The organism is Sphingopyxis sp. TUF1 (genome assembly GCF_036687315.1).
Taxonomy (GTDB): domain Bacteria; phylum Pseudomonadota; class Alphaproteobacteria; order Sphingomonadales; family Sphingomonadaceae; genus Sphingopyxis; species Sphingopyxis kveilinensis.
Genome location: NZ_CP144683.1, coordinates 1,608,638 through 1,635,538, shown reverse-complemented (window position 1 = coordinate 1,635,538; position 26,901 = coordinate 1,608,638). Strand labels below are relative to the sequence as shown.

27 protein-coding genes are annotated in these 26,901 nt (G+C 67.7%); 15 read left to right on the top strand and 12 right to left on the bottom strand.

Annotated features, from left to right (window positions below; translation table 11 throughout):
* Positions 1-87: 87 nt before the first annotated feature.
* Positions 88-864: a zinc-ribbon domain-containing protein gene (locus VSX77_RS07865; protein ID WP_338427087.1), complete on the bottom strand. Its 777-nt coding sequence runs from the start codon at positions 862-864 to the stop codon at positions 88-90.
* 157 nt (positions 865-1,021) lie between these two features.
* Between VSX77_RS07865 and ftsE the strand changes: the two genes are divergently transcribed.
* Genes ftsE through VSX77_RS07845 form a run of 4 tightly spaced genes read left to right on the top strand, consistent with a single transcriptional unit; the run spans position 1,022 to position 3,933 of the window.
* On the top strand, positions 1,022-1,753 hold the full coding sequence (ftsE, locus tag VSX77_RS07860; protein WP_338427086.1) for a cell division ATP-binding protein FtsE: 732 nt from the start codon (positions 1,022-1,024) through the stop codon (positions 1,751-1,753).
* 7 nt (positions 1,754-1,760) lie between these two features.
* Positions 1,761-2,666, top strand: coding sequence for a cell division protein FtsX (locus tag VSX77_RS07855; protein WP_338427085.1), 906 nt, complete (start codon positions 1,761-1,763; stop codon positions 2,664-2,666).
* Positions 2,663-3,193, top strand: a complete 531-nt coding sequence (locus VSX77_RS07850; protein WP_338427084.1) for a YdcF family protein — start codon at positions 2,663-2,665, stop codon at positions 3,191-3,193. Before VSX77_RS07855 ends, VSX77_RS07850 begins: the two co-directional genes overlap by 4 nt.
* Positions 3,194-3,204: 11 nt before the next feature.
* The gene (locus tag VSX77_RS07845; RefSeq protein ID WP_338427083.1) at positions 3,205-3,933 is read left to right on the top strand and encodes a lysophospholipid acyltransferase family protein; all 729 of its coding nucleotides are present in this window, start codon (positions 3,205-3,207) and stop codon (positions 3,931-3,933) included.
* A 150-nt stretch (positions 3,934-4,083) separates the two neighbouring features.
* Here the strand turns inward: VSX77_RS07845 and VSX77_RS07840 are convergent, their stop codons facing one another.
* Both VSX77_RS07840 and hisC read right to left on the bottom strand, forming a co-directional pair.
* Positions 4,084-4,986 carry a prephenate/arogenate dehydrogenase family protein gene (locus tag VSX77_RS07840; protein ID WP_338427082.1) on the bottom strand — a complete coding sequence of 301 codons (903 nt, stop codon included), beginning with the start codon at positions 4,984-4,986 and terminating at the stop codon, positions 4,084-4,086.
* On the bottom strand, positions 4,986-6,101 hold the full coding sequence (gene hisC / locus VSX77_RS07835; protein ID WP_338427081.1) for a histidinol-phosphate transaminase: 1,116 nt from the start codon (positions 6,099-6,101) through the stop codon (positions 4,986-4,988). Before hisC ends, VSX77_RS07840 begins: the two co-directional genes overlap by 1 nt.
* 201 nt (positions 6,102-6,302) lie before the next feature.
* On the opposite strand from hisC, the gene metX reads away from it, so the two are divergent.
* Genes metX through metW form a run of 3 tightly spaced genes read left to right on the top strand, consistent with a single transcriptional unit; the run spans position 6,303 to position 8,448 of the window.
* On the top strand, positions 6,303-7,427 hold the full coding sequence (gene metX / locus VSX77_RS07830; RefSeq protein WP_338427080.1) for a homoserine O-acetyltransferase MetX: 1,125 nt from the start codon (positions 6,303-6,305) through the stop codon (positions 7,425-7,427).
* A complete protein-coding gene (locus VSX77_RS07825) occupies positions 7,424-7,855 on the top strand; it encodes a GNAT family N-acetyltransferase (protein WP_338427079.1) in 432 nt (143 codons plus the stop codon). The genes metX and VSX77_RS07825 overlap by 4 nt, the downstream gene beginning before the upstream one ends.
* Before the next feature lie 2 nt (positions 7,856-7,857).
* On the top strand, positions 7,858-8,448 hold the full coding sequence (gene metW, locus VSX77_RS07820; RefSeq protein WP_338427078.1) for a methionine biosynthesis protein MetW: 591 nt from the start codon (positions 7,858-7,860) through the stop codon (positions 8,446-8,448).
* 262 nt (positions 8,449-8,710) lie between these two features.
* Here the strand turns inward: metW and VSX77_RS07815 are convergent, their stop codons facing one another.
* Positions 8,711-9,346, bottom strand: coding sequence for a TetR/AcrR family transcriptional regulator (locus VSX77_RS07815; protein WP_338427077.1), 636 nt, complete (start codon positions 9,344-9,346; stop codon positions 8,711-8,713).
* 199 nt (positions 9,347-9,545) lie between these two features.
* Between VSX77_RS07815 and VSX77_RS07810 the strand changes: the two genes are divergently transcribed.
* The gene (locus VSX77_RS07810; protein ID WP_338427076.1) at positions 9,546-11,933 is read left to right on the top strand and encodes a TonB-dependent receptor; all 2,388 of its coding nucleotides are present in this window, start codon (positions 9,546-9,548) and stop codon (positions 11,931-11,933) included.
* A 351-nt stretch (positions 11,934-12,284) separates the two neighbouring features.
* Here the strand turns inward: VSX77_RS07810 and VSX77_RS07805 are convergent, their stop codons facing one another.
* From VSX77_RS07805 to hemC, 5 genes are read right to left on the bottom strand one after another with little or no spacing between them, the layout of a single operon-like run.
* Positions 12,285-13,406: a CaiB/BaiF CoA transferase family protein gene (locus VSX77_RS07805; protein WP_338427075.1), complete on the bottom strand. Its 1,122-nt coding sequence runs from the start codon at positions 13,404-13,406 to the stop codon at positions 12,285-12,287.
* A complete protein-coding gene (locus VSX77_RS07800; protein WP_338427074.1) occupies positions 13,399-14,601 on the bottom strand; it encodes an acyl-CoA dehydrogenase in 1,203 nt (400 codons plus the stop codon). The genes VSX77_RS07805 and VSX77_RS07800 overlap by 8 nt, the downstream gene beginning before the upstream one ends.
* Positions 14,602-14,646: 45 nt before the next feature.
* The gene (locus tag VSX77_RS07795) at positions 14,647-15,555 is read right to left on the bottom strand and encodes a hypothetical protein (RefSeq protein ID WP_338427073.1); all 909 of its coding nucleotides are present in this window, start codon (positions 15,553-15,555) and stop codon (positions 14,647-14,649) included.
* A gap of 19 nt (positions 15,556-15,574) precedes the next feature.
* On the bottom strand, positions 15,575-16,264 hold the full coding sequence (locus VSX77_RS07790; RefSeq protein WP_338427072.1) for a uroporphyrinogen-III synthase: 690 nt from the start codon (positions 16,262-16,264) through the stop codon (positions 15,575-15,577).
* The gene (gene hemC, locus VSX77_RS07785; protein WP_338427071.1) at positions 16,261-17,208 is read right to left on the bottom strand and encodes a hydroxymethylbilane synthase; all 948 of its coding nucleotides are present in this window, start codon (positions 17,206-17,208) and stop codon (positions 16,261-16,263) included. Before hemC ends, VSX77_RS07790 begins: the two co-directional genes overlap by 4 nt.
* A gap of 62 nt (positions 17,209-17,270) precedes the next feature.
* Here hemC and tsaD point away from each other — a divergent pair, with 62 nt between their 5' ends.
* From tsaD to VSX77_RS07770, 3 genes are all read left to right on the top strand, one after another.
* The gene (gene tsaD / locus VSX77_RS07780; protein ID WP_338427070.1) at positions 17,271-18,305 is read left to right on the top strand and encodes a tRNA (adenosine(37)-N6)-threonylcarbamoyltransferase complex transferase subunit TsaD; all 1,035 of its coding nucleotides are present in this window, start codon (positions 17,271-17,273) and stop codon (positions 18,303-18,305) included.
* Complete coding sequence (locus tag VSX77_RS07775; RefSeq protein ID WP_338427069.1) at positions 18,302-19,294, top strand: NAD(P)H-dependent glycerol-3-phosphate dehydrogenase; 993 nt, start codon at positions 18,302-18,304, stop codon at positions 19,292-19,294. The genes tsaD and VSX77_RS07775 overlap by 4 nt, the downstream gene beginning before the upstream one ends.
* Positions 19,295-19,370: 76 nt before the next feature.
* Positions 19,371-20,900, top strand: a complete 1,530-nt coding sequence (locus tag VSX77_RS07770) for a lipopolysaccharide biosynthesis protein (protein WP_338427068.1) — start codon at positions 19,371-19,373, stop codon at positions 20,898-20,900.
* A 3-nt stretch (positions 20,901-20,903) separates the two neighbouring features.
* On the opposite strand, the gene VSX77_RS07765 is transcribed toward VSX77_RS07770, so the two are convergent.
* Positions 20,904-21,161 carry a hypothetical protein gene (locus tag VSX77_RS07765; protein ID WP_338427067.1) on the bottom strand — a complete coding sequence of 86 codons (258 nt, stop codon included), beginning with the start codon at positions 21,159-21,161 and terminating at the stop codon, positions 20,904-20,906.
* A gap of 70 nt (positions 21,162-21,231) precedes the next feature.
* Complete coding sequence (locus VSX77_RS07760) at positions 21,232-22,230, bottom strand: adenosine kinase (protein WP_338427066.1); 999 nt, start codon at positions 22,228-22,230, stop codon at positions 21,232-21,234.
* A 109-nt stretch (positions 22,231-22,339) separates the two neighbouring features.
* Here VSX77_RS07760 and VSX77_RS07755 point away from each other — a divergent pair, with 109 nt between their 5' ends.
* On the top strand, positions 22,340-23,017 hold the full coding sequence (locus VSX77_RS07755) for an EI24 domain-containing protein (RefSeq protein WP_338427065.1): 678 nt from the start codon (positions 22,340-22,342) through the stop codon (positions 23,015-23,017).
* A complete protein-coding gene (locus VSX77_RS07750; protein WP_338427064.1) occupies positions 23,014-23,388 on the top strand; it encodes a hypothetical protein in 375 nt (124 codons plus the stop codon). Before VSX77_RS07755 ends, VSX77_RS07750 begins: the two co-directional genes overlap by 4 nt.
* 148 nt (positions 23,389-23,536) lie before the next feature.
* Here VSX77_RS07750 and queG read toward each other — a convergent pair whose 3' ends face one another.
* On the bottom strand, positions 23,537-24,601 hold the full coding sequence (queG, locus tag VSX77_RS07745; RefSeq protein WP_338427063.1) for a tRNA epoxyqueuosine(34) reductase QueG: 1,065 nt from the start codon (positions 24,599-24,601) through the stop codon (positions 23,537-23,539).
* Positions 24,602-24,668: 67 nt separating this feature from the next.
* Between queG and VSX77_RS07740 the strand changes: the two genes are divergently transcribed.
* Complete coding sequence (locus tag VSX77_RS07740; RefSeq protein ID WP_338427062.1) at positions 24,669-25,625, top strand: ABC transporter ATP-binding protein; 957 nt, start codon at positions 24,669-24,671, stop codon at positions 25,623-25,625.
* The gene (locus VSX77_RS07735) at positions 25,622-26,875 is read left to right on the top strand and encodes an ABC transporter permease (protein ID WP_338427061.1); all 1,254 of its coding nucleotides are present in this window, start codon (positions 25,622-25,624) and stop codon (positions 26,873-26,875) included. The genes VSX77_RS07740 and VSX77_RS07735 overlap by 4 nt, the downstream gene beginning before the upstream one ends.
* The last annotated feature ends 26 nt before the right edge of the window (positions 26,876-26,901 follow it).

The window sequence follows — 26,901 nt, the reverse complement described above, 5'->3', positions numbered from 1 at the left end:
GAGGAGTGAGGCGACGAAGCAATCCGCAGCCATCGACCGTGCAGGACGACAGCTGGAGATTGTTCGCTCCGTTCGCAATGACGAGTTTTAGGTTTTCGGTAACGCCCAGCTGACCGTCAGCTGCGTCGCGCGGCGCGGAATGTCGAGCTTTGCCTCGCTGAAATTGACCTTTTCATTCGGCGGCAGCATCCGCACCGGCGGCTTGATCGTCCAGCTGTAGACGATGGTGCCCTGCGCATCGCGCAATTCGGCAAGGATCGGCGGCACGCGCTGTTCGCGATCGGTCGGGTTGATGATCACCCCCGACGCGGCGAAATAGATGGTGCCGTCGGCGAGTTCGCGGTGATCCTGATTGGGCGGCAATTCGATCACCAGATCGGGTTCGGCAGTGCCGCCGGGCAGGCCCAGCCCTTCCGCCCAGCCGGGCAGCCCGAACCAGGCGAGCGCGCCCGTTGCCGCGAGCATCAGCGCCGCGGCGCTCGCGGCGATGATCGTCCAGCGCTTCGCCGGGTTGCGGCGCGGGCGGCGGAACGGCAGCGGCGCATCGTCGGCCAGAGGGGCCGGGCGCGGCGCGGGACGCGGTGGCGCCTCGGCGGCAAAGGCCGGCGGCGGCGGCACCGGATCGGGTTCGGGGAAATCGGAATAGGTAGCGGCGGGGGCCGGGGTCGGCGCCGGTTTCGGCTCGGGCGCGGGTTCGGCGGCGACGCCCGGCGGAACGATGGCGCCGGCCGGCGGCGGTGCGGCGGCGGGTTCCTGAAACCAGCTGTGGCGGCAATTGGCGCAGCGCACCGTACGGCCCGCGGGTCCGATGGCGGTATCGGGAACGACATAGCGCGTGTGACAGGACGGACAGGCGAGGATCATGACCCTCTCTAAACACGCTGATTCGCGGCGTTGCAAGCGCCGCGTTCACTCGCGGCTTGTCCTTGGGCAAGAGCCGTGCGAGAGGCAGCGGGATGAGCGGACCAGCGCCCCTGTTCCCTGAGCCTGTGCGGGCCTGCTTGCGCCCATGGGTGACGCCATGACCGACGCGGCGCCGATGCGGCCGGGCGGCGCGATGGTCGAATTCAGCGGCGTCGGCCTCCGCTATGGTCCCGACGCCGAAATCCTGTCCGACATCAGCTTCAACCTGCAACCCGGCAGCTTCTATTTCCTCACCGGACCGTCGGGCGCGGGCAAGACATCGCTGCTGAAGATGCTCTATCTCGCGCAGCGGCCGAGCCGCGGCATCGTCCGCCTGTTCGGCGAGGATCTCGTCGCGATGCCGCGCCACCGCCTGCCGGGCTTTCGCCGCCGCATCGGCGTCGTGTTTCAGGATTTCCGCCTGATCCCGCATTTGTCGGCGCGCGATAATATCGCGCTGCCGCTGCGCATCGCGGGGGTGGGCGAGGAGGATCTGGCCGGCCCGGTCGGCGAGATGCTGAGCTGGATCGGGCTGGGCGAACGCGCCGAGGCCTTTCCGCCGACGCTGTCGGGCGGCGAGCAGCAACGCGTCGCGATCGCGCGCGCGGTGATCGCGCGCCCGCAACTGCTCGTCGCCGACGAACCGACGGGCAACGTCGATCCCGACATGGCGATGCGCCTTTTGGGGCTGTTCGAGGCGCTTAATCGCCTTGGCACCACCGTCGTCGTCGCGACGCACGACATCCACCTGATCAGCCGCATCGAAAATGCCCAGATGATGCGGCTCGAAAAAGGGCGCCTGTCCGACCCCACCGGCGCGCTGCGCTATCCGCCGGCGAACAGGGCGTGACCCTCGCATGATCATCCCGCGCGTTCCCGTCCAGCACCGCCGCCTGCTCCCCGACCGCCGTCTGTCGGGGCCGACACCGTGGATCATCGCGATCCTGATGATGCTGACCCTGCTCGCCGCCGCCGCGGGGGTCGGGCTGGCGCGATCGGCCAACGCGATCGGCGATGCGATCGCGGGCCGCGTCACCGTCCAGATCGTCACCGCCAATCCGGTGACGCGCGCCCAGCAGGCCGCGGCGCTCCGCCGCGCCGCGAGCGCCGCGCCCTTCGTCCGCACTGCGCGCGCGGTCGAGCGCGAGGAATTGCAGGCGATGCTCGGCCAATGGTTCGGCAGCGCCGAGGGCGACGACCCGGTGCTGGCCTCGCTGCCTCTTCCTGCCCTCGTCGACATCGATTTCGCCGGCGGCAACCGCGCGAGCGCGATGCGGTCGCTCGAAACGCTGGTCGCGCGCGAGGCGCCGGGCGCGCGGATCATTCCGCACGCCGAATGGCTCGGCCCCGTCGCGCGGCTGATCCGCTCGTTCGCCTGGATCGCGGGCGGACTCGTGCTGCTGATGGCGCTCGCCAGCGCCGCGGTGGTGATCATGACCGCGCGCGCCGCGCTCGGCACCCATTTTGCGACGATCGAGATGCTGCACCTGATCGGCGCAACCGACCGGCAGATCGCGCGGCTGTTCCAGCGCCGGATCGCGATCGACACCGCCTATGGCATCGCGCTCGGCAGCCTCGTCGCCGCCGCGATCCTGCTGCTGATCGGCTGGCAATGGTCGGGGGTAACCGCGGGGCTCGCCGCGACCGCATCGCTTGGGTCCGCCGGGTGGGCGCTCTTGCTGGCGCTGCCGCTATTGGGTATCGCGCTCGCTGCCCTGACGGCGCGCCAGACGCTGCTCGCCGCGCTCAAGAAGATGTTATGATCAAGCGCCTGATCTCGCTGCTGTTCCTTGCGTGGGTGCTGGGTTTCGCCTGGTTCGCGCTGCTGCTGCCGCTGCCCGCGCCACCGCAAAAGACCGACGCCATCGTCGTCGTCACCGGCGGCCCCGGACGCATCGACCGCGCGCTCGAACGGCTCGAGGCGGGCGATGCCAAGCGCCTGCTGATCAGCGGCGTCGCGCGCGAGGTCAAGCCGCGCGAACTTGCCGCCGAATATGGCCGCCCGACGGACCTGTTCGATTGCTGCATCGCGCTGGGGTTCGAGGCCGAAGACACGCGCTCGAACGCGACCGAGGTTGCGGCCTGGGCCAAGCGGCGCGATTACAGGAGCATCCGGCTCGTCACGACCGACTGGCACATGCGCCGCGCCGAATATGAAATCGGCCGCGCGGTGGGCAAGGATGTGACGATCGTTCCCGACGCGGTGCGCAGCCAGCCGGGTCTCGCGACGCTGTTTCGCGAATATCATAAATATCTGGCAGGGCTGGCGGGCGGCCTGCTCGGGCTTTAAGAGCGGCGCCAATGCGCTACACGATCGCCCTCCTCCGCTCGATCCTCTTCTGGCTGCTGTTCGTCCTGATGAGCAGTGTCGCGTCGATCGGCGCGGTGATTGCGCTCCCCATATCGCACCGCGCGACGATCGGGTTCGTGCGCCTTTGGGCGCGCTTCCACCGGCTGATCTGCCGCTTCGTGCTCGGTCAGCGGATCGTCGTCGAGGGCGCGATGCCCGACACGCCGGTGCTTTATGTCTTCAAGCACGAAAGCGCGTTCGAGACGATCGAACAGCCAATGCTGTTCCGCCATCCCGCCGTCTTCGCCAAGGAAGAGCTGTTTTCGATCCCTGTCTGGGGGCAGGCGGCGCGCTTCTATGGCCTGATCCCCGTCGACCGCGACGGCGGCGGCAAGGCGATGCGTGCAATGCTCGGCGCCGCCAAGGCTGCGCTCGCGAACGGCCGCCCGCTCGTCCTCTTTGCCGAGGGCACGCGCGTTCCGCATGGCGCGGCGCCGCCGCTGCGCCCCGGCTTCGCAGGCATGTACCGCCTGCTCGGCGTTCCCGTCATTCCCGTCGCGGTCGACAGCGGCATCGCCTATCCGCCGCGGCGCTGGGTCAAATGGCCGGGCACGATCACCTATCGCATCGGCGAAACCATCCCCCCCGGCTTGCCGCGCGAGGAGGCCGAAGCGCGCGTGCGCGCCGCGATCAACGCGCTGAACCCGCCTGCGGCGTTACAAAACGCGACGCCACACTGACGGTCACAAGACCGGTCGAGATTTGGTTTCTGACGAGCCGAAAATGTCGATTTTTCGGGAACCGGAGCGCAGCGTGCTTTCTGCACGTGAGCACCGGAAGCGCGAAAAGTCGGCATTTGCAGGCCGTCAGGGACCAAATCTCGACCGGTCTTAATGCTTCCGCCCGAAATCGGGCGCGGCATCATCCTGCCCCTCGGCGATGATCGACCGCCGGATCGCGCGCGTGCGCGTGAACCAGTCCTCCAGCCGCGCGCCGTCGCCGCGGCGGATCGCCTGTTGCAGCACGGTCAGATCCTCGTTGAAGCGCTGAAGCGTCGCGAGCACGGCGTCCTTGTTGGCCAGAAACACATCGCGCCACATCACCGGGTCGCTCGCCGCGATGCGCGTGAAGTCGCGAAAACCGCCCGCCGAATATTTGATGACCTCGCTCTCGGTCACCTCCTCCAGTTCGCTCGCGGTGCCGACGATCGTATAGGCGATCAAATGCGGCAGGTGGCTCGTCACCGCGAGCACCATGTCGTGATGCGCCGCATCCATCGTCTCGACCCGCGCGCCCAGCGCCTGCCAGAAGGACGTCACCGCCGCGACGGCGTCTTGCGGTGCATCCACGGGCGGGGTGACGATGCACCAGCGTCCCTCGAACAGCGTCGCAAAGCCCGCGGCAGGCCCGCTGTTTTCGGTCCCTGCAACGGGATGCGCCGGAATGACGACATGATCGGGCAAGGTCTTGGCAAGCGCCGCGGCGACCCCCGCCTTCGACGATCCGACGTCGGAGATGATCGCTCGCGGTATCAGCCCCGGCCGAATGGCGGCCGCGGCATCGGCCATCCGCCCGACAGGGACCGCGAGCACGACAAGATCGGCATCCGCCACCGCTGCGGCCGGATCGTCCGCAATCATATCGCCCAGCCCCAGCGTCCGCGCTTCATCGCGCACCGCATCGCTGGCGTCATAGCCCGTCACCGCGATGCCGGGCAGCCGCGCCTTCACCGCGCGCGCGATCGACGAGCCGATCAGGCCCAGCCCGACGATCGCGACGCGTTCTAACGCCATCAGCCGGCAAGCGCGGCGCGGACCGCCGCCGCCAGACCGCGCGTTTCGTCTTCGGTGCCGATCGTCATACGCAAAGCCTGCGGAATTCCCTGTCCCGGCAGCCAGCGGACGATATAACCCGCGTCCATCAGCCGGTTGTACACCGTCTCGGCGCTCACCGCGCCTTCGAACAGCACGAGCAGGAAGTTGGTCGCGGACGGGATGACGCGCACGCCATGATTGCCAAGATTCTCCAGCTCCTGCGCCAGCCACGCGCGCCACGTCGCATTATGCTCGCGGCTGTGGTTCACAAACGCGTCGTCGCCGAGCGCCGCGACCGCTGCAGCCTGTCCCGCACGGGTGACATTGAACGGCAGGCGGATACGGTGCAGCGCCGAAATCACCTCGGCACTCGCATAGCCCCAGCCGATGCGCTCGGCGGCGAGCCCGTGGATCTTGGAGAAGGTGCGCGTCACAAAAACATTGGGCTGGGTCTTCGCCAGCTCGAGCCCGCCATCGTCCTCGTCCGGCGCCAGATATTCGGCATAGGCCTGGTCGATCACGAACAGCACGTACTTGGGCAGCCCGGCGTAAAGCCGTGCCACTTCCTCGCGCGTCGCGAGCGTCCCCGTCGGGTTGTTCGGGTTGGCCAGATAGACGACGCGCGTCTTGTCGGTCACCGCGGCGAGCAGCGCATCGACGTCGGTCGCAAAGTCGCGGTCGTCGGCCTCGATCGGCACCGCACCCACCCGCCGTGCGGCGATTTCATAAACCGCAAAGCCATAGCGGACGTAGAGGATCTCGTCGCCCGCGCCGGCGTAGACTCCGGCAGCGAGGTGCAGCAGCTCGTCGGACCCGTTGCCGCAGATCACCCGGTCGGCATCGAGGCCATATTTGGCGGCAATCGTCGTACGCAGCTCGACCGACCCCGGATCGGGATAGCGCGACAGCGCATCCGCCGCGCCCTGCGCCGCGGCAAAGGCTGCGCGCGCCTTCTCCCCCGTGCCGAGCGGATTTTCGTTCGCGCTCAGCTTGATGAGCGGGCGCCCGTCGGCGCCGGCCGACTTGCCGGGCACATAGGGGGCGATACCGCTGATCCACGGCTTTGGAGTGAGGGTCTGCGTCGGTTCGGTCATGCCGCGCCGTTTAACGGCTGAGCCGCGCGAGTCCAGTGGGCGAAAGGAACGCGAGCTTTCCTAACTCGTCACCCCGGACTTGATCCGGGGTCCATGAGGCCGAACGCGGCTGTGGATCCCGGATCAAGTCCGGGATGACGAAGAGCGTGACATTACCCGTCGTTGACAGCCCCGTCGCACCCGCTTAGCCCCGCGCGAACCATGGCGAGCCGGCTACACGAAATCGAGCATCAGAGCGTGACGATTCACGCGCCGCTGCCGCTCGACAGCGGCCAGCGGCTCCCCTCGGTGACGATCGCCTGGCAAAGCTATGGCGCGCTCAATGCCGACAAGTCGAACGCGGTGCTGATCTGCCACGCGCTCACCGGCGACCAATATGTCGCGAGCGATCATCCGGCGACGGGCAAGCCCGGCTGGTGGGCGCGCATGGTGGGGCCCGGCAAGCCGATCGACACCGATCGTTTCCACGTCATCTGCGCCAATGTGCTCGGCAGCTGCATGGGGTCGAGCGGTCCGGCGAGCCCCGATGCGACGACCGGCGCGCCGCTCGGCATGGCGTTTCCCGTCATCACCATCGCCGACATGGTGCGCGCGCAGGCCATGCTGCTCGATCGCCTCGGCATCGAACGGTTGCACGCGGTGGTCGGCGGCTCGATGGGCGGGATGCAGGTGCTCGCCTGGGCCGCCGCCTATCCCGAACGCCTCGGCTCGGCGATTGTCATCGCCAGCGCGGCGCGCCATTCGGCGCAGAATATCGCGTTTCATGAGGTCGGACGGCAGGCGATCATGGCCGACCCCGACTGGCAGGACGGCCAATATTATGGCAGCGCGCGCGCGCCCACCAAAGGTCTCGCGGTCGCGCGCATGGCGGCGCACATCACCTATTTGTCCGAAGCGGGGCTGACCGAAAAATTCGGCCGCCGCCTGCAGGCGCGCGACATCAAGAGCTTCGGCTTCGACGCTGATTTCCAGGTCGAATCCTATCTGCGGCATCAGGGGCTGGCCTTCACCGACCGCTTCGACGCCAACGCCTATCTCTATATCACGCGCGCGATGGACTATTTCGACCTTGCGGAGCCGCACGACGGACGACTGGCGGGTGCGTTCGCCAAGGCAAAGGACGTGCGTTTCACCCTCGTCAGCTTCGACACCGACTGGCTCTACCCGACCGCCGAATCGCGCCGCATCGTCCAGGCGCTACAAAGCGTCGGCGCGGCGGCGAGCTTCGTCGAACTGTCGGCGCCCTTCGGACACGACAGCTTCCTCCTCGACGTCCCCGCGCTCGACCGGATCGTCGCGGGCGCCTTGCGAACGGGCGCGCGATGACGGACGTCTGCCACCTGTCCTTCGACCCCGCGGCGATGCAGCTCGATGCAATCCACGCCTTTCTGACGCGCAGCTATTGGGCCGCCGATATTCCGCGCGCCACCGTCGAGCGCGCTATCGCCGGTTCCTTGTGCGTCGGCGCCTTTGCATCGGCGGGCGATCAGGTCGGCTTTGCCCGCGTCGTCACCGACCGCGCGACCTTTGCCTATCTCGCCGATGTCTATGTGCTCGAAACGCATCGCGGCCAGGGCCTCGCCGCGCGCATGGTCAAGGCGCTCCACGATCACCCCGATCTTCAGGGGCTGCGCCGATGGATGCTCGCGACCAGTGACGCGCACGGGCTTTATTCGTCGCTCGGCTGGACCGCGATCGACGATGCTGCGCCGTTCATGCAGCGCCATTTCCCGGGCGTGTATAGGCAGGGCTGACGATGAAGCTGCGCCCCGACCTTGCGATCATCGCCGATGCCGTTCCCGCGGGCACGCGCGTGCTCGACGTCGGCTGCGGCGACGGCGAACTGATGGTCGCGTTGCAGGACAAGGGCGTCGACGCGCGCGGGCTCGAGATCGATGCAGCGAATGTCACCACGGCGATCGCGCGCGGGCAATCGGTGGTGCAGGGCGACGCGAACCGCGACCTGGCCGACTATCCCGACGATGCTTTCGACTATGCGATCCTGTCGCAGACGCTGCAAACGACCGAGCGCCCCGACCGCGTCGTCGATGAACTGCTGCGCATCGCGCCGCGCGCCTTCGTGAGCTTTCCCAATTTCGCGCACTGGCGCGTGCGGCTCGCGCTCCTGTGGAACGGCCGGATGCCGGTGACGCGGCTGCTGCCGGTCGCCTGGTACGAAACGCCCAACATCCATCATGTGACGGTCACCGACTTTCGCGACCTCGTGCGCGCCAAGGGCATCCGCGTCGAACGCGTCTGGCATCTATCGGGCGACAAGCCGACCAGCGATGCGGCGGCAAGCTGGCGCGCCGAACACGCGATTTTCCTGATCGCGCGGGGCGGCTAGCGCACAATTGTTGCTACTGATCCTCCCTGTGGCGAAGCCATGGGGAGGTGGCAGCGCGAAGCGCTGACGGAGGGGCCATGGCGCTACTGTCGCGGCCCCTCCACCACCGCCTGCGGCGGCGGTCCCCCTCCCCATCGCTGCGCGACAGGGAGGATTACAACTTGCAAAGTCCAGAAACGATTGATGCCGATAAGGGAATGCCAGGAATCCACCTCTTAACGGCCAGTCGACTTTCTGGGGATGTAGCCCGGCATCAGCCCCCTCACTCTCGCTTCGTCAGCCCGTTCGCCAGCATATCATTCGCGATCCGCGCGATTTCGGAAATATCGCTGTCGGTGTCCCACAGGCCGTAACGCATCCCCAGAAACACATTCATGCCGCCGATCGCCCAGGCGTGAATCTCGCCGACGTCGGCGCGGATTTCGCCGCGCGCCGCGCCCGCCTCCAGCCGCTGCCGGATGCGCTCGACGGTCGTTTCATAATGGCGGCGATAGCTGGCGTAGTCGACGAATTCGGCCTCGTCGATGATGCGGTAGATCTCCTTATGCTCGCGCACGAAACCCAGATAGGATTCGAGGCCGATGCGTTCGGCGCCGATCTCGTCGGGCGCGGCCTGCACCAGCGGCGTCACATGGTCGCGCAATTGTTCGCTCATATAGCGGACGAGCGCCTGAAAGATTTCCTCTTTCGAATCGAAATAGGTGTAAAAACTGCCGAGCGCAGTCCCGGCGCGGCGCGTGATCGCGCTGATCGACGCGTCGTGAAAACCGCGCTCGCCGAACTCGGCCGCGGCGGCGTCGAGCAGCTTGCGCAGCGTGCGCCGCCCGCGTTCGGTGCGCGGCGTCTTGTCGCGCGCTTCGCTCGCGCCCACGCCCGGTGCGGCCTGCGGTTGATCCATGCTGTTTCCGCTCCCCTTGTTTCGGCCCGCCTGCCGCTCATCGTGGCTTTTTCGCACCACTGGCAAGCAAAAAACGACCCGCACATATTCCAAGTTGAAACTTGGTTCATCTTTCATTATTGGCTGCGGCACGGCTTGGCAAGTCCAGGCTCAACGAAAGCAGGGGTGGCGAGGGGTCACCCGTGATTGGGAGACTTTCATGCGTCCTTTCGCTCGCACGCTGCGCCGCGCCATCCTTGCCACGAGCACGCTGTCGGCTGCGCTCGCCTTCGCTCCTTCCGCTATTGCCCAGGACGCTGCGGCCGAAGCTGCCGGCGTGACCGACGACAGCGGCGACAATGAAATCATCGTCACCGCCCGCCGCCGCGACGAACGATTGCAGGATGTTCCCGTCTCGGTGACCGCCATTTCGGGCGACGCGCTCGAAGCACGCGGCGCGCTCGACATCACCGACGTGTCGAATATCACGCCCAACACGACGCTCGAAACCTCGCGCGGCACCAATTCGACGCTCAGCGCCTTCATCCGCGGCGTCGGACAGCAGGATCCCGTCCCCGGATTCGAGGCCGGGGTGGGCATCTATCTCGACGATGTGTATCTCAACCGGCCGCAGGCCGCAGTCCTCGACATTTACGATGTCGAGCGGATCGAGGTGCTGCGCGGGCCGCAGGGCACGCTTTATGGCCGCAACACGATCGGCGGTGCGGTCAAATATGTCACCCGGATGCTACCGCAGGACTTCAGCCTGAAGGCACGCGCCACGTACGGCACCTATGACCAGGCCGAAGGCGTGCTGACGGTCAGCGCGCCGCTTTCCGACATGCTGCGCGTCGGCGGATCGGTCGCGCGGCTGTCGCGCGGCGGTTTCGGCGACAATCTGACCGTGCCGGGCGTCGAAAATTACAACAAGGATGTGTGGGCCGGGCGGGGCACCGTCGAATTCGGCGGCTATGACGCGCCGGTGCTGATCCGCATCTCCGGCGATTATACGCGCGACAAATCGGACCCGCGCAACGGCCATCGCCTGATTCCCGGCCTCGCCAGCGGCGCGCCGGTCCTCGACGATGTCTATGACACCCGCGCCGGCCTCAACAATCCTAAGCAGGACATCGAGGCCTGGGGCCTCGCGATGAACGTCGCGGTCGAGCTCACCGACAATCTGACGCTGCGCTCGATCAGCTCGTGGCGCAAGGACACCAGTTACACCCCGATCGATTTCGACAGCCTGCCCGCGGTCGACGTCGATGTCCCCGCGGTCTATCGCAACGAACAGCTTAGCCAGGAATTCCAGCTTCTCTACGACAGCGACCGGCTGCACGGCCTCGTCGGCTTTTACTATCTCGATGCCAAGGCTTACACCAAGTTCGATGTGCTCCTTGCCACCACCGGCACGCTGCTCGGCCTGCCTGGCTTCGCGCAGCAGACAATCGGCGACGTGCGCACCGACACCTGGTCGGTGTTCGGCGACTTCACCTTCGACGTGACCGATCGCCTGCACATTTCGGCGGGCGGGCGCTACACGGTCGACCGGCGCGACAGCTTCGTCTTCAAGCAAAATCGCTTGAACGGCGCGGACCCCGAATTCGGCGGAACCGGCATCGCGCTTGGCGCGCCGATCACCAACTTCAACGGCAAGGCACGGTTCAAGAAGTTCACGCCGCGCGCCTCCATCTCCTATGATGTCCACGACGATCTGATGATCTATGCCTCCTATTCGAAGGGCTTCAAGGGCGGCGGCTTCGATCCGCGCGGCAGCGCGAACGTCCGCGCGATCGACATCAATAACGACGGCGTTTTCGCCTATCAGGAAATCTACAACTTCTTCCTGTTCGAGCCCGAAACGGTCGACAGCTACGAAGCCGGCATCAAGGGGTCGGCGCTGGACGGCGACCTCAATTTCGCGCTGACCGGCTTCTACGCCGATTACAAGAATGTCCAGATCCCGGGTTCGGTCGGCATTGATGCGAACAACGACGGCATCTTCGAAGGATTCTCCGGCGTCACCACCAACGCCGCCTCGGCGACCTTCAAGGGGGTCGAGCTCGAAACCTCGGCGCGCTTCGCGCATGATTTCGCGGGCGCCGGATCGCGGATGAGCTTCCAGGGCACGCTCGGCTATATCGACGCGCAGTATGACGAGTTCATCGGCAATCTGGGCACCGACGTGTCCGACATCACCGACATTCAGAACACGCCCAGCTGGACCGCGTCGGGCACGCTGGGCGCGCTCGTTCCGGTCGGCGACGGTGACGTCAACTTCTCGACCACCCTCTCCTACCGCAGCAAGACGCAGCAGTTCGAATATCCCAGCCCCTATCTCGACCAGAAGGGTTATGCGCTGTGGGATGCGAGCCTCGTCTACAGCTTCGGCGGCGATCGTTACTCGATCGGCGTCCATGGCAAGAACATCCTCGACAAGCGGTACAAGACATCGGGTTATCAGTTCCTCGTCGTCAACCCGGCGACCGGGCTGCCCGTCACCAACGCCAGCGGCCTTCCGACCCCGTCGCTCGGCCTCGAAGGCGTCGCGACGGTCTTCTACGGCAATCCGCGGCAGGTTTTCGTCACCGGCACGGTCAAATTCTGACCTTAACAGAAGTCAGGACAGGGGCGCCCGCTGCGGCGCCCTTTTTTTTGACCCTGCATGGTCGTATCGCAGCGCGGTGCTTTTTGGAGTTAAGGCGACGCTGGCGCGATGCGGCCATGTGGGACAGCGCTTTTTTCAGTTTCGCTGACGTCAGCTTTGGGATGGGAAGCGGACGTTAAATCCTCCCTGTGGCCGAAGGCCATGGGGAGGGGGACCGCGCCCGAAGGGCGTGGTGGAGGGGCAGCGACGTCGGCGCCATGGCCCCTCCGTCAGCGCTTCGCGCTGCCACCTCCCCATGGCTTCGCCACAGGGAGGAGCTTTTGGCTGCAGTCAGTCGCTTCCAGACCTCGCTCACCCCCTTAGCACCGGCGCGCCGCCCGGTGCGACCATGCGTTCGCCGTCGATGACGATCGGGCTTGCCACACCGTCGATCGCCGCGCCGTTGGGACGAAAGCGCATCCCGCGGGCCATCACCTGCGGGTCGGCGAACACCTGCGCCAGATCGTTGATCGGCCCCGCGGGCACGCCCTCGGCCTCGAGCGCGAGCGACAAGGGCTGCGCGTCCCATGCGGCGATCCTGGCCGCGAGCAACGGGATCAGTTCGCCGCGGTTCGCAAGCCGCGCCGCATTGGTGGCGAACCGCGGATCGTCACCCCAATCGGGCACACCCAATATGCGGCAGAGCTTGCGATATTGCGCGTCGTTGCCCACCGCAATCACCAGCTGCCCATCGGCGGTCGCAAAGACCTGATAGGGCACAACATTGGCATGGGCATTGCCCATCCGCTTCGGCGCGACGCCGGTTGCGAGATAATTGGCCGCCTGGTTGGCGAGCACCGCGACCTGCGAATCGAGCAGCGCCATGTCGATATGTGCGCCGCTTCCGGTGACGTCACGACGCCTTAACGCCGAAAGAATAGCAACCGCCGAATACATGCCCGTGAAAATGTCGGCATAGGCGATGCCCGCCTTTTGCGGCGACCCGTCGGGTTCGCCGGTCAGCGACATGAAGCCGCTCATCGCCTGAACGATATAGTCGTAGCCCGCGCGGTGCGCATAGGGTCCGGTCTGTCCGAAGCCCGTGATCGAACAGACGACGAGCCGCGGGAAATCGGCGCGGAGCCGCGCCGGGTCGAGGCCATATTTGACGAGTCCGCCGACCTTGTAATTTTCGATGACGACATCGGCATCGGCGAGCAGCGCGCGCACCTCGGCCTGCCCTTCGGCGCTGGCAATATCGATCGCGACGCTGCGCTTGCCGCGATTGCAGCTGTGATAATAGGCCGCGCCAAGATTCTCGCCATCGTCGCCGGTGACGAAGGGCGGGCCCCATTCGCGCGTGTCGTCGCCCGCCCCCGGCCGCTCGACCTTGACCACCTCGGCGCCGAGGTCGGCGAGCAATTGCCCGCACCATGGGCCCGCGAGCACCCGCGCCAGTTCGACGACGCGGATGCCCTCCAGCGGTTTAGGCAAAGGCCGAAATGCCCGTAATCGCGCGGCCGAGGATCAGCGCATGAACGTCGTGCGTGCCCTCATAGGTGTTGACCGTTTCGAGGTTCACTGCGTGGCGGATAACGTGATAATCGGCCGAAATTCCGTTGCCGCCGTGCATATCGCGCGCAACGCGCGCAATATCGAGCGCCTTGCCGCAATTGTTGCGCTTCAAAAAGCTGATCATGTCGGGCGCGAGATGCCCCTCGTCGATCAGCCGGCCGACGCGCAGCGCCGCCTGCGTGCCGAGCGCGATTTCGGTCAGCATGTTCGCGAGCTTCAGCTGGACGATCTGGTTCGCCGCGAGCGGGCGCCCGAACTGTTTGCGTTCGAGCGTATAATTGCGTGCCGCCTCGTAACAGAATTCGGCCGCGCCCATCGCGCCCCAGCCGATCCCGTAGCGCGCGCGGTTGAGGCAGCCGAACGGTCCTTTGAGCCCTGACACATGCGGGAGCAGCGCGTCCTCGCCGACCTCGACGCTGTCCATGACGATCTCACCGGTGATCGACGCGCGCAAGGACACCTTGCCCTCGATCTTGGGCGCCGACAGGCCCTTCATCCCCTTTTCAAGCACGAAGCCGCGGATCGCGCCGTCGTGCGCGTCGGACTTTGCCCAAACGACAAAGACGTCGGCGATCGGCGAATTGGTGATCCACATCTTCGCGCCCTTGAGGCGATAGCCGCCCGCAATCTTTTCGGCGCGCGTGCGCATCCCCGCGGGATCGCTGCCCGCATCGGGTTCGGTCAGCCCGAAGCAGCCGACAAGCTCGCCCGAGGTCAGCCCGGGCAGAAATTTGCGCTTCTGCTCCTCGCTGCCATAGGCGTTGATGGGATGGATCACGAGGCTGCTCTGCACCGAACAGGCAGAACGGTAGCCCGAATCGATCCGCTCGACCTCGCGCGCGATCAGTCCGTAGGAGACGTAATTGAGCCCCGCGCCGCCATATTCGGGGTCGATCGTCGCGCCGAGCAGGCCAAGCTGGCCCATCTCCGACATGATCGCGCGGTCGAACCGTTCCTCAAGGAAGGCCGAGGTCACGCGCGGCAGCAGCTCGCCCTCGGCGTAGGCGCGCGCGGCGTCGCGGATCATCCGCTCCTCCTCGCTCAACTGCGCATCGAGCGCGAGGGGGTCGAACGGGTCGAGCGCTTCGATACGCTGCGGGTCGGCGAGGGCCATGAGACGGGCTTTCCTAATGCGCGCGCCGCCTCTTTGGACTGCGCGCTACGGGGTCGATTCGGCCGCCTTGTCGGCCAGTGCGGCAGTGGGACTGTCGCGCGGCTCCAATATCGCCGCGGTCTCGATCAGGTCAAGCGCGCGCCGCGCCTCGTGATAACGGCGCGCATTGATCAGCCATTCGCCCGCGACATCGACGCCCGGCATCGCCTCGACCTCCGCAATCGCATTGTCGGCCTGTCCGGCCGCCAGATAGCGGCGCGCGCGATCGAGCCGTTCGGACGCCCGCGGCGACTGCGTGCCCGCAGCGCGCACGACGAACAATTCGCCCAGTTCGCGGCGCAGCCCGGTCCACAGACTGCCGCCCGCTTGGCTGCTGTGGCCGACGAGCTGCGGCGCAAGTGCGTCGAGCCCGGCGCGCAATTGTTCGAGCGTCACCGGATCGCGCGAGGTGTCGATGATCGTCTTGACCGCATTCGGTTGGTCGTCGCCGAAGCGCAGGCGCAGCTGCGCATCGAGATAGCCGAGCGACAGTCCGCGATCGAGTGCACGGCGCACCGCAAAGGCGACAAGCAGCCCTTCGGCGCGCGAGGCATTTCCCGATGCCGATTCGGCCTGGAGCGTGATGCGCGACAGCCGCTGTTCAAGCTCTGCAACGCGCGCCGCCAGCGCGTTGGCGCCATCGACCCGCGCGACGATCAGCGGCGCTCCGGCCGCAGCGGCCTTTGCGGTGTCGGACGCCATCAGCACCGGACCGGTGCCCGTCTTCGATGCACCGGCCATATTGGTTGCCGGTGCGCCCGCTTCGATCAGCCAGCGGTTCACGGCCCATCCGCCAACGACGACTCCGATCAGAAGCAGCAGGAAGGCACCGATCGCGAGAACCCGAAACGACAGTCCCCGCGCGGGGACCGCCTCGCCCACGGGCGAGGGTGTATCGATATTGTCGATTGCCATAAGTTTCTTTCGAACGACCCTATTTTATACCCTTGTGCCACAAAGCACGTGCCTGTGCCAACATTGCGGCATCGCCCGGTTGTGCCGCAATGGCGACGTTGCGCCAGCCTTCGCCCGCCGCGGCCGCAACCGCCGGGCTGATCGCGACGAGCGACAGATGCGCGCGATTGGCCGCTGCCAGCGCCGCAAGCCGCCCCGCCGCGCGCGCCGAATGCGCGAGCAATATCGCGGGTGCCCCGATCAGATTGTCCCATGCCGGAGGCGGATCGACCGGATCGATGGCGTAGCAGGGCAGCGCAGTGACGATCGCATCGCCGGCATCGGGCGCGCTCCGCTCGCGCCCGCAAAGCCACAGGATTCGCTGGATATTCCGCGACGTCATTTCATCAAGAAGCCACTTTGCATCGGCGGCGCCCGTCATCGCTACCGTCAATCCCGCCGCCGCGGCCGAGTCCGCGGTCGCTGTGCCGACGGCATAGGCGGGAAGCGTCGCGAGCGCGCCCAGCCCCGGCCCCGCAAGCCGCCCGGCAAAAGCGCTGGTTAGCAGCAGCGCGTCGAAATCGGCGGCGGCGGGCGGAACCCAGTCGAGCGGCCGCGCGGCAAAAAGCGGCATCGCACGGACATCAAAACCCAGCGACCGCGCGCGCGCGACCGTCGCCGCATTGCCGGGTTCGGGGCGCGTGACGATCAGCGGCGCGCCGCCGCTCATGTCGCGAACAGGCGCCGGATGCTCGCGGGTGCATCGGCCAGCAGGCGACGGCCCAGCGCCGCGACGACCCCGGCATCGGTGACGATGACGTGCCCCGCGACATGCTCTGCCCCATCCTCCAAGAATATCTCGGCGTCGAGGCGGAGCGCACCGTCGGCCTGCCAATGCGCATGGGCCGCGACGGGCGAGCGGCAGTCGCCCCCAAGCGCCGCGAGCAGTTCGCGCTCGGCCGCGACGGCCTGATGCGTCGGTGCATGGTCGACCGCGCGCAGCAAGGTGATCGTAGCCGCGTCGTCGGCGCGGCACTCGATCCCGATCGCGCCCTGCGACGCGGCGGGAAGCAGCAGCTCGGCCGCCTGCACCGCGCCAATGTCGTGCATCCCCAGCCGTCCGAGCCCTGCCGCGGCGAGCAAGGTCGCGTCGGCCTCGCCCGCCGCGAGCTTTGCGAGCCGCGTCGCGACATTGCCGCGCAGCAGTACGGGTTCGAGATCGGGGCGCAGCCGCCGCACCTGCGCGGCGCGGCGCGGGCTGCTCGTCCCCAGCCGGGCGCCATGGGGCAGTTCCGCGATCGTCCCCGCCGCAATCCCATCGCGCACCACCAGCCGGTCGCGCGGATCGGCGCGCTCGAGCATTGCGGCAAGGAAAAAGCGCGCGTCGCGCAGCGTCTCGACATCTTTGAGCGAATGCACGGCCACGTCGATCGTCCCGGCATCGAGCGCCGCATCGAGTTCGCGCGTCCACAGCGCCTTGCCGCCGACCTCAGCAAGTGCGCGATCCTGAATCCGGTCGCCCGTCGCGGTCATCGGCACGATTTCGAGCGCCGCCATGTCGAACCCGTGCGCCGCGATCAGCGCCGCCGCCGCCATATGCGCCTGTGCCATCGCGAGCGGCGAGGCGCGCGTGCCGATGCGGAGGGGTTTGTCGGGGGTCGGAAGCTCGTTCATCCGGCCGCTGCTAGCGCGGCTTGCCCTTGTGATAAAGGGGCGGGTAAAGGACGCGCAACAAAATGACGCTGATCCTTGGCCTCGAATCGAGCTGCGACGAAACGGCAGCGGCGCTTGTCACCGGCAACCGGCGCATCCTCGCGCACCGCGTCGCGGGGCAGGAGGCCGAGCACCGTCCCTATGGCGGCGTCGTTCCCGAAATCGCCGCGCGCGCACACGTCGACCGGCTCGCGCCGATCGTCGAAGGCGTGCTCGCCGATGCCGGGGTGAAGTTGGCCGATGTCGACGCGATTGCCGCGACCGCCGGGCCGGGGTTGATCGGCGGGGTGATGGTCGGGCTCGTCACCGGCAAGGCACTCGCGCACGCCGCGAGCAAGCCGCTGATCGCCGTCAATCATCTGGAGGGTCATGCGCTCAGCCCGCGCCTTGCCGACCCGGCGCTTGAATTTCCCTATCTGCTGCTGCTCGTCTCGGGCGGGCATTGCCAGCTGCTGCTGGTAAAGGGCGTCGGCGATTATCGCCGCCTCGCCACCACGATCGACGATGCGGCGGGCGAGGCGTTCGACAAGACGGCCAAGCTCCTCGGCCTCGGCTATCCCGGCGGCCCCGCGGTCGAGCGCATCGCGGCGGACGGCGATCCGCACGCGGTGCCGCTGCCGCGCCCGCTCGTCGGCAGCGGCGAGCCGCATTTCTCTTTCGCCGGGCTGAAAAGCGCGGTCGCGCGCGCCGCGGCGAGCGACGACCACGCCGTGCCCGACCTCGCCGCATCGTTCCAGCAGGCGGTGGTCGACTGCCTCGTCGATCGCAGTCGCATCGCGCTCGCCGCCTGCCCCGAGGCGACGGCGTTCGTCGTCGCGGGCGGCGTCGCCGCGAACGGCGCGATCCGCGCGGCGCTCACCGATCTCGCCGCGCGGTTCGACAAGCCCTTTGTCGCCCCGCCGCTGTGGCTGTGCACCGACAATGGCGCGATGATCGCCTGGGCGGGTGCCGAACGCTTCGCCGCTGGGCTCACCGACCCGCTCGACACCGCGGCGCGGCCGCGCTGGCCGCTCGATCCGGACGCAGAGACGGTGCGCGGTGCGGGAGTGAAAGCATGACGTCGTACAGGCGATTCGGCGTCGTCGGTGGCGGCGCGTGGGGCACCGCGCTCGCGCAACTGCTGGCGGCGGACGGCGCGCCTGTGCGCCTGTGGGCGCGCGAGGCCGATGTCGTCGCCGCAATCAACGCCGAACACCGCAACCCGGCCTTTCTTCCGGGCGCGCAGCTGTCGCCTTCGCTCACCGCCACCGCCGAACTGGCGGCGATGGCCGATTGCGACGCGCTGTTGATTGTCGTGCCGGTGCCCTATCTGCGCGCCGTGCTGGCCGAGCTGCCGCCAGGCGACGCACCGCTGATCTTTTGCAGCAAGGGGATGGAAGCGGGCAGCTTTGCCTTTCCGGTCGACATGGCGCGCGAACTGGCACCCGGCCGCCCGCACGCCGTGCTGTCGGGGCCGACCTTTGCGCATGAGGTCGCCGCCGGGCTGCCCACCGCGATCACCCTTGCCGCCGCCGATCCTGCGCTCGCCACCGACCTCGCGCAGGCGCTCGCGCGCCCGCATTTCCGACCCTATGTGTCGACCGACGTCATCGGCGCCGAGATCGGCGGCGCGGTCAAGAATATCCTCGCGATCGCCTGTGGCATCGTCGAAGGCGCGGGGCTCGGCCTCAACGCCCGCGCCGCGCTGATCAGCCGCGGCTTTGCCGAAATGACGCGATTCGGCCTGTCGCGCGGCGCCAAGGCCGAAACGCTCGCGGGTCTGGCGGGCCTCGGCGACCTCGTCCTCACCTGCACCTCCGCCAATTCGCGTAACTTCGCCCTCGGCCAGGGACTCGGACGCGGCGAAGCCGTCGACGCGCTGATGGCCGACCGCCGGACGATCGCCGAGGGCGCGTTCAGCGCGCCGGTCGTCGCCGCCGCAGCGCGCGCCGATGGGGTCGACATGCCGATCACCGACACCGTCGCGCGCCTTGTCGCGGGCGAAATGCAGGTTGCCGACGCCATTCAGGCGCTGCTCAGCCGCCCGCTGCGACCCGAGGGGCAATGACACGTTTCGATCGATTGCCTGCCCCTCCCCGCCGCGCTAGAATGCTTGCCGGGGCGCAGCAGAAGGGGCGGCACGCTTGAGCCAGACGGACAGCGCAGCCGCGCCCCCTTTACCCGGCGCCTCGTCGCCGGACGCCGACACCGCCGCGCTGGCCAAGGGCGGGCGCACCAATTTTTTCGGCTTCATCCTCCGCCTCGTCGCGCGCCTGCCCTTTCTGTATGTGGCGGGCCGCTGGTACGGGCCTGATGCGGTCGGGCGATTCGCCTTTGCCGTGCTCGTCATCGAACTTGTCGCGCAGCTCGCAACGCTCGGCCTCAAGCGCGGCCTCGCCGAACAGCTAAGCGCGCCGGGCGCCGACGAGCGCACCGTCGTCTGGGACGGCATGTTCGTCGCCTTCCTCGCCTCCGCCGCGGGATCGGTGCTCCTCCTTTTGCTCCCGCAGCTCATGTATCCGGCGGGCGACATCAACGAAATCGACCGCTGGATGGCGTGCCTCGTCTTCGTGATCGCCGGGACCGACATCGCGCTTGCGGCGTGCGCCTATAAATTCGACATCGGCGCCACCGTGCGCGCGCGCGCGATTGTCGAACCCTGGGTGATCAGCGCCGCGGCGGCGGGATTCTGGTTCGTATCGTCCGACAACGGATTGATGCTGTCCTATGCCGCCGCGATGCTCGGCGCCTTCCTGACCGCGCTCATCCCGATGATCCGCCATTATGGGGGGCCAGGCGTCTGGCGCCCGCGCCCCGCGCAGCTCATCACGCTGGCGCGGCGCAACGCCCCGCTCGCCGCCGCCGACGCGATCGAATGGGGCACGCGCCGCCTCGACCTCTTCATCCTTGGCCAGTTCACCTCGCCGACGATCTACGGTATTTATTATATGGCACAGCAGGTCGCCTCGCTGCCGCAGAAGCTCAAAACGAGCTTCGAGCCGATCCTGGGGCCCGTGATCACGCGCAACCTCGCCGAAAAGCGGCTCGCAGCGGTCGCGGCGCAAGTCAGCCAGGTCGGTTTCTGGATCATCGCCGCGCAGGCCGGCGTCGCGCTCGCACTCGGCATTCCGGGCGAAGCGGTGATGGGGCTCGTCGGCCCCGAATTTGTGAGCGGCGCCGCCGCGCTCGCCTTCCTGCTCGCCGCCGAAGTGGTCGCGGCGACCGCGGTCGTGAGCGAAGCGGCGCTCGTCTATGTCGCGCGCCACCGCAACCTGCTCGTCAGCATTGCGACACTCGCATTGCAGGCAGGACTCAGCATCGCATTGATCCTGATCGCGCAGTCGATGGGCCTGCCGCCGATCTATTACGCCGCCGCGGTCGCGCTCGCGCTGATGTTGGCGCTCGGTTTTGCCTCGCTCGTCAAGGCGCGGCTGCTCGCGCATATTCTGGGTGCGCCCGTGAACAGCCTGCGCTGGGCGCTCGTGTGGGCGACGGCGGGCGCCGCGGTGCTCGGCTGGGGCGCGACCCGGCTTCCCGAGTGGGCCGAACTGCTGATCGGGGTGCCCGTGATCCTAGGCATCTATGCCTGGCTGATCTGGACACGCGGCTTCGGCCCCGCCGACCGCGCGCTATTCAAGAAGCACCCCGAGACGGCGGCGCCCGCCGCCGGTTGAGCGTCAGTCGACCGCGCGCTGCGCCGCGTCGCCGACGTCCTTCGCGGCATCGCCAACCTGCTGCGCCGCTTCGGTGATTGCGCCGCTTTCTGCCTTTTCGGTCGAAAGGAACTGAAAGGCAAAAAAGGCGGCGATCAGTACTACGACGAGAAAGATCAGCCCTACGCCGATCCCGCCGCCGCGGCGCGGTTCGCGGTCGATCACCGTGGTCGTGTGCGTCGTCCCGTCGGGATCGCGGGTGGTGTGAATTTCGTCAGCCATTCGATACTCTCCCATGCTGTCTGGCGCATAGGACGCTTAAAGCCCGACGATAGTTCCTACGGTCAGGACCCTAGCCCAGCCGCGCGGCGACCTTTGCCTGAAGGTCGGTCTGCGCGCGCGGCCCGACCTGCGCGATGATTTCGCACGCGCACACCGCGCCCATCGTCAGGCAGTCCTTGATCGAGCGTCCGTCGGCGAGGCCCGAGAGAAACCCCGCCGCGAACAGGTCGCCCGCGCCCGTCGTATCGACGACCGTTTCAATCGGTTCGGCCGGAACTTCGGTGCGGACGCCGCCCTGAATCGCCAGCGCGCCGTGCGATCCGCGCGTGACGACGAGCAACGGAACCTGCGGGGCGATCTTCGCGACGGCGGCCTCGAAATCGTCGGTTTCGGCGAGCGCGCGGATCTCGACCTCGTTGGCAAAGAGGATGTCGAACAGCCCTTCGGCGATCAGCGCGCGGAAATCGGGACCGTGACGATCGATGATGAAGGCGTCGGACAGGGTGAAGGCGACCTTGCGCCCTGCCGCGCGCGACACGTCGATCGCGCGCCGCATCGCCGCGCGCGACAGCGGCGGATCCCACAAATAGCCTTCGAGATAGAGGATTTCGGCGTCGGCGATCCACGTCTCGTCGATCATCGCCTGGTCGAGCAGATGGCTCGCGCCCAGAAAGGTGTTCATCGTCCGCTGCCCGTCGGGAGTGACGAGGATCAGGCAGCGCGCGGTCGGCGCGCCTTCCTTCAGCGCGGGGGTTTCATAAGCGACGCCGAGCGCGCGCAGATCGTGCGTGAACACGGCGCCGAGCTGATCGTCGGCGACCTGACCGATGAAGGCGCAGCGTTCGCCCAGCGCCGCCATGCCCGCCAGCGTGTTCGCCGCCGACCCGCCCGACATTTCGATCGCCGGCCCCATCGCCGCATAGAGCCGTTCGGCCTCGACGCCGTCGATCAGCCGCATCGACCCCTTGGTCAGCCCCTCGGCGTCGATCAGCGCATCGTCGGCGCGGGCGATAACATCGACGATCGCATTGCCGATGGCAACGACATCGAAACGGGCGGTGGCGGCCATGAAAAATCCTGTTCTGAATGGGAAAAGCTGCGCGCGCCTTTAGGGACCGGGGCGCCTCAAGGCAAGCGGAACGCTTGACGCACAGGGCCGCGCCGACCATCCAGCGGCGATGCCCCGCGCGCTCCACGCTTTCCTGCTCGCGATCCGCGACCTTTCCAGCCCGCGTGTGCTTGCCATTCTCGCGCAAAGCCTTGCGCTCACGCTGCTGCTGCTCGCGCTTTCGGGCGCGGCGATCTTTTTCGGCGCGCGCTGGGCGCTGGCGGAATGGGGCTGGCTCGATGCCGCGACGCGCGACATGGCGAGCGTGCTCGTCATCCTTGCGCTGATCGCGGGAAGCTGGCTGCTCTTTCGCGCGGTGGCGATCGTCGTCATCGGCCTGTTCGCCGATGGCCTCGTCGCCGAGGTAGAGGGACGCCATTATCCCGCCGCGGCGTTGCGCGCGATCGACGTCGGCTGGGGGCAGAGCATCCGGCTTGCGCTGGCGTCGCTCGGGCGGCTGGTCGGCGGCAATCTGCTCGCGCTGCCGCTCTATATCCTGCTGCTCGTCACCGGAATCGGCACGCCGGTCCTCGCGCTGATCGTCAACGCGCTGCTGCTCGGCCGCGATCTGGAGGCGATGGCGCTCGCGCGCCATCCGGATCGCCCACGCCTCGGCCGCAGTGATCGCTGGCCGCTCGGCCTGCTGTCCGCCGCAAGCTTCGTCGTGCCCGTCGCCAATTTGTTGGCCCCCTTGCTCAGCGCGGCTATGGCCGTCCACATGCTGCACCTCGGGAACACAGAAGAATGATCGACAACCCCCGCCTGGCCGCCATTGCGGGCCTGGCACTGACGCTCGGCGCTTGCGCAGGCCCCGCGATTCCGCGCCCCGCCGCGATCCCACCCTCCGCGCCGCCGCCGACCGCCGTCCGGCCGGTTCAGAACAATGCGCTGATCGGGAACAGCGTCGATGCGGTGGGCCGGATGTTCGGCAAGCCGCGGATCGACGTCACCGAAGGCGCGGGGCGCAAGCTCCAGTTCGCGGGGTCGCGCTGCGTCCTCGACATCTATTTCTATGCGCCGCGCGCGGGCGCGAACCCGGTCGCGACGCATGTCGACGCGCGCACGCCCGATGGCCGCAACGCCGAAGTGAACAGCTGCGCCGAGGCGTTACGGCGCTGAAATATCCTCCCTGTGGCCTAGCCATGGGGAGGGGGACCGCTCGCGCAGCGAGTGGTGGAGGGGCCGCGACGTTGGCGTAATAGCCCCTCCGTCAGCGCTTCGCGCTGCCACCTCCCCATCGCTGCGCGACAGGGAGGATGAATCGACGTCACGGCACCAGTTCGCCCAGCGCCCAGCGCGCGGCGTCGGCGACCATCGGTGTTTCATCGTCCGCGAGCCTTTGGAGCGCGGGCACAAAGCGCACATTACCGCTGTTCCCTGCCGCGATCGCCGCGTTGCGCACCATGCGTCCGCGTCCGATCCGCTTGATCGGCGACCCCGCGAACACCTGTCGAAACTCGGCATCGTCGAGCGCGAGCAGATCGCCAAGCGACGGCGCCGCCAGCTCGGCGCGCGGCAGGAAAGCGCGGTGCCGGTGGGCGCTATCAGCAAATTTGTTCCACGGACAGACGGCGAGGCAATCGTCGCAGCCATAGATGCGATTACCGATCGCCCGCCGGAACTCGGCGGGAATGGGGCCATCATGCTCGATCGTGAGATAGGAGATGCAGCGCCGCGCATCGAGCCGGTAGGGTGCGGGAAAGGCGTCGGTGGGGCACGCCGCCTGGCACGCCGTACAGCTGCCGCAGCGGTCACGGCCGGGCGCCGAGGGCGTCAGATCGAGCGTCGTATAGATGGCGCCGAGGAACAACCAGCTCCCATGGTCACGGCTGACGAGGTTGCTGTGCTTACCCTGCCAGCCGAGCCCCGCCGCCGCCGCCAGCGGCTTTTCCATCACCGGCGCGGTGTCGACGAACACTTTCACTGCGCAATCGGGTGCCTCGGCGACCAGCCAGCGCGCAGTCGCCTTCAGCGCCTTTTTGACGACGTCATGATAGTCGGCGCCCTGCGCATAAACCGAAATGCGGCCGCGATCGCCCTGATTGGCAAGCGCGAGCGGATCGAGCGAAGGGGCATAGCTCATACCGAGGGCAATCACCGACCGCACCTCGGGCCAAAGTCCCCTCGGCGATCCGCGTTGCTCGGCGCGGTTTTCCATCCAGATCATGCCGCCGTGCCGCCCCTCGGCCAGCCATTGCTGCAAACGCGCGGCCGTCTGCGGCGCGGCGTCGGCGGCGGCGATGCCGAAGGCGACGAAACCCTGCGCGCGCGCGGCCGCCTCCAGGCGCGTTTCCAATCGGTCTTCGGGGGGAGGCAAGGCTTCGGCAACCATTGGCGCTCTATACGCGAGCCACCGCGCCGTGCCATAGTTAGCTGGACGGACGATTGGGGGCGAGGGTTTGAGCGATTTCAACGTCGAGGCGACCGGCCTCACCAAATATTTCGGCGACTTCAAGGCGGTCGATGACGTCAGCCTGGCGGTGCCGGCGGGCAGCATCTATGGCGTGCTCGGCCCCAATGGCGCGGGCAAGACGACCAGCCTCAGGATGACGCTGGGCATCATCGACCCCGACGAAGGGACGAGCCGCCTGCTCGGCGGGCTGAAACCGCAAAGCGTGCGCAGCCGCATCGGCTATCTGCCCGAGGAACGCGGGCTTTATCCCGGCATGAAAGCGCGCGAGGCGATCGCCTTTATGGGCGCGCTGCGCGGGCTCGACTGGTCGGAGGGTCGCCGCCGCGCCGCCACGTTCATGACCGAACTCGGGCTCGAGCGCGTGATCGACGAAAAGATCCGCAAGATGTCGAAGGGCATGGCGCAGATGGTCCAGCTGATCGGGTCGATCGTCCACGCCCCCGACCTCATCGTCCTCGACGAACCCTTTTCGGGGCTCGACCCCGTCAATCAGGAGCGGCTGGAGATGATCGTGCGGCGCGAACAGGCGCGCGGCGCGACGATCCTGTTTTCGACGCATGTGATGGCGCACGCCGAGCGGCTGTGCGACCGCATCGCGATCATCGCGCGGTCGGCGCGGCGGTTCGAAGGCACCGTCGACGAAGCGCGCGCGCTGCTGCCGATGCAGGTGCGCTACACGCCGCGCGAGCGGGGCGACACCGCCGCGATCGCCGCCAGCCTGCCCGCGGGGGCCGAGCTTCGCGGCGACGCCTGGCATTTTGCGATCGAGGACGGCGATGTCGAACCGCTGCTCGCGCGGATCACCGCGAGCGGCCATGGCGTCAGCACCCTGTCGATCAGCCGCCCCGCGCTGCACGATGCCTTTGTCCATATCGTCCGGCAGGTCGACGCCGGCTTCGAAGCCGACGCCACCGAAGACGCGATCGAGGAGGCCAGCGCATGATTCCGTTCCTCCGCAATATCCTCGTAGTTGCGCGGCGCGACTTTCTGGCGATCGTCGCGACCCCCACCTTCCTTCTGTTCCTGCTTGCGCCGCTGTTCATGGTCGCGATGGGGCTCGCGGGCGGCATGGGCGCGTCGCAGCTTGCCGACAGCGCCCGCGGCGCCGAGCGGATCGTCGTGATCGCCGATGCCGCCGATGTCGAGGCGCTGCGCGCCGCCGACCGCCGTCTGCGCGACACATTCCGCGGACCCGATGCGCCGCCGCTCCTCGACATCCGCCTCGCCGGCCCGGCGGCGCCCGATCCGCGCACCGTCGCGCGCGAAAAGGGCGCCGATACATATGCCGTGATGAGCGGGCCGCTTGCGGCACCGCGCATCGTCGAGCGCAATGCCGACGGCAGTTCGGGCCGCTATCTGGCGCTCCTGGCGGGCGAGGTGTTGCGCGACCGCGCCGCCGGGCCGGTCGCTGCGGCCCAGCCGCGATTCGAAAGCCTGCAAAACGGCGGGACGAGCATCGCCGCGCAGCAATCGCTCGGTTTCGGTGCGGTGTTCGTCATCTTCTTGCTGACGCTGCTCCTCGCCGGGCAAACGGTCAGTTCGCTCGCCGAAGAAAAAGGCAACAAGGTGATCGAGATTCTCGCCGCCGCGGTGCCGCTCGAAAGCGTCTTTCTCGGCAAGCTGCTCGGCTTCCTCGGCGTCGCAGTACTGTTCATCGCCTTCTGGCTGGTCATGGCGACGGGTGCCGGGCTGGTCGCCGCGGTGCAAGCCGATCCCTCAAGCGTCGCCGCGGCGGGCAAGGCGGGCCAGGCCGCGGGCGCGCTCGCCTCGACCCCCGCGACCGGCTGGCCCTTTTTCCTCGGCATCGGCTTTGCCTATTTCATCACGTCCTTCCTCCTGCTCGGCGCCGTCTTCCTCGGCATCGGCGCGCAGGCGGCGACGGTTCGCGAGATTCAGATGCTCAGCCTGCCGATCACCATTTTCCAGGTCGGCATGTTCAGCCTGTCGGCCGCCGCGGCGAGCGCGCCCGACACCGGGCTTGCCCGTTTTGCGCAGATCTTCCCCTTCTCCTCGCCGCTGGCGATGGCGGCGCGCGCCGCGACCGACGACGACAAGGCGGTCCACTTGCTCGCGCTCGGCTGGCAGGCGCTGTGGGTCGCGCTGGTGATCTGGATCGCGGTGCAGCTGTTCCGCGCGGGCGTGCTAAGCGGCGGTGGCAACTGGAAATTCTGGGCGCGCGGCAAACGCGCCTGACACCATTGCCGCGCTCCCGTTGACAA

Excerpts from the sequence above, each read along its gene's own strand:
- VSX77_RS07790 (WP_338427072.1), bottom strand. The coding sequence starts at position 16,264 with ATGAGCGGCGGCGCGCCGCTGATCGTCACGCGCCCCGAACCCGGCAAT.
- VSX77_RS07755 (WP_338427065.1), top strand. The coding sequence starts at position 22,340 with ATGCCCCGCGCGCTCCACGCTTTCCTGCTCGCGATCCGCGACCTTTCC.
- VSX77_RS07810 (WP_338427076.1), top strand. The coding sequence starts at position 9,546 with ATGCGTCCTTTCGCTCGCACGCTGCGCCGCGCCATCCTTGCCACGAGC.
- hisC (WP_338427081.1), bottom strand. The coding sequence starts at position 6,101 with ATGACCGAACCGACGCAGACCCTCACTCCAAAGCCGTGGATCAGCGGT.
- tsaD (WP_338427070.1), top strand. The coding sequence starts at position 17,271 with ATGACGCTGATCCTTGGCCTCGAATCGAGCTGCGACGAAACGGCAGCG.
- metW (WP_338427078.1), top strand. The coding sequence starts at position 7,858 with ATGAAGCTGCGCCCCGACCTTGCGATCATCGCCGATGCCGTTCCCGCG.
- VSX77_RS07855 (WP_338427085.1), top strand. The coding sequence starts at position 1,761 with ATGATCATCCCGCGCGTTCCCGTCCAGCACCGCCGCCTGCTCCCCGAC.
- hemC (WP_338427071.1), bottom strand. The coding sequence starts at position 17,208 with ATGAACGAGCTTCCGACCCCCGACAAACCCCTCCGCATCGGCACGCGC.
- VSX77_RS07865 (WP_338427087.1), bottom strand. The coding sequence starts at position 864 with ATGATCCTCGCCTGTCCGTCCTGTCACACGCGCTATGTCGTTCCCGAT.
- queG (WP_338427063.1), bottom strand. The coding sequence starts at position 24,601 with ATGGTTGCCGAAGCCTTGCCTCCCCCCGAAGACCGATTGGAAACGCGC.
- VSX77_RS07845 (WP_338427083.1), top strand. The coding sequence starts at position 3,205 with ATGCGCTACACGATCGCCCTCCTCCGCTCGATCCTCTTCTGGCTGCTG.
- VSX77_RS07735 (WP_338427061.1), top strand. The coding sequence starts at position 25,622 with ATGATTCCGTTCCTCCGCAATATCCTCGTAGTTGCGCGGCGCGACTTT.
- VSX77_RS07815 (WP_338427077.1), bottom strand. The coding sequence starts at position 9,346 with ATGGATCAACCGCAGGCCGCACCGGGCGTGGGCGCGAGCGAAGCGCGC.
- VSX77_RS07750 (WP_338427064.1), top strand. The coding sequence starts at position 23,014 with ATGATCGACAACCCCCGCCTGGCCGCCATTGCGGGCCTGGCACTGACG.
- VSX77_RS07765 (WP_338427067.1), bottom strand. The coding sequence starts at position 21,161 with ATGGCTGACGAAATTCACACCACCCGCGATCCCGACGGGACGACGCAC.
- VSX77_RS07850 (WP_338427084.1), top strand. The coding sequence starts at position 2,663 with ATGATCAAGCGCCTGATCTCGCTGCTGTTCCTTGCGTGGGTGCTGGGT.
- VSX77_RS07825 (WP_338427079.1), top strand. The coding sequence starts at position 7,424 with ATGACGGACGTCTGCCACCTGTCCTTCGACCCCGCGGCGATGCAGCTC.
- VSX77_RS07775 (WP_338427069.1), top strand. The coding sequence starts at position 18,302 with ATGACGTCGTACAGGCGATTCGGCGTCGTCGGTGGCGGCGCGTGGGGC.
- VSX77_RS07840 (WP_338427082.1), bottom strand. The coding sequence starts at position 4,986 with ATGGCGTTAGAACGCGTCGCGATCGTCGGGCTGGGCCTGATCGGCTCG.
- VSX77_RS07795 (WP_338427073.1), bottom strand. The coding sequence starts at position 15,555 with ATGGCAATCGACAATATCGATACACCCTCGCCCGTGGGCGAGGCGGTC.
- ftsE (WP_338427086.1), top strand. The coding sequence starts at position 1,022 with ATGACCGACGCGGCGCCGATGCGGCCGGGCGGCGCGATGGTCGAATTC.
- VSX77_RS07800 (WP_338427074.1), bottom strand. The coding sequence starts at position 14,601 with ATGGCCCTCGCCGACCCGCAGCGTATCGAAGCGCTCGACCCGTTCGAC.
- VSX77_RS07760 (WP_338427066.1), bottom strand. The coding sequence starts at position 22,230 with ATGGCCGCCACCGCCCGTTTCGATGTCGTTGCCATCGGCAATGCGATC.
- metX (WP_338427080.1), top strand. The coding sequence starts at position 6,303 with ATGGCGAGCCGGCTACACGAAATCGAGCATCAGAGCGTGACGATTCAC.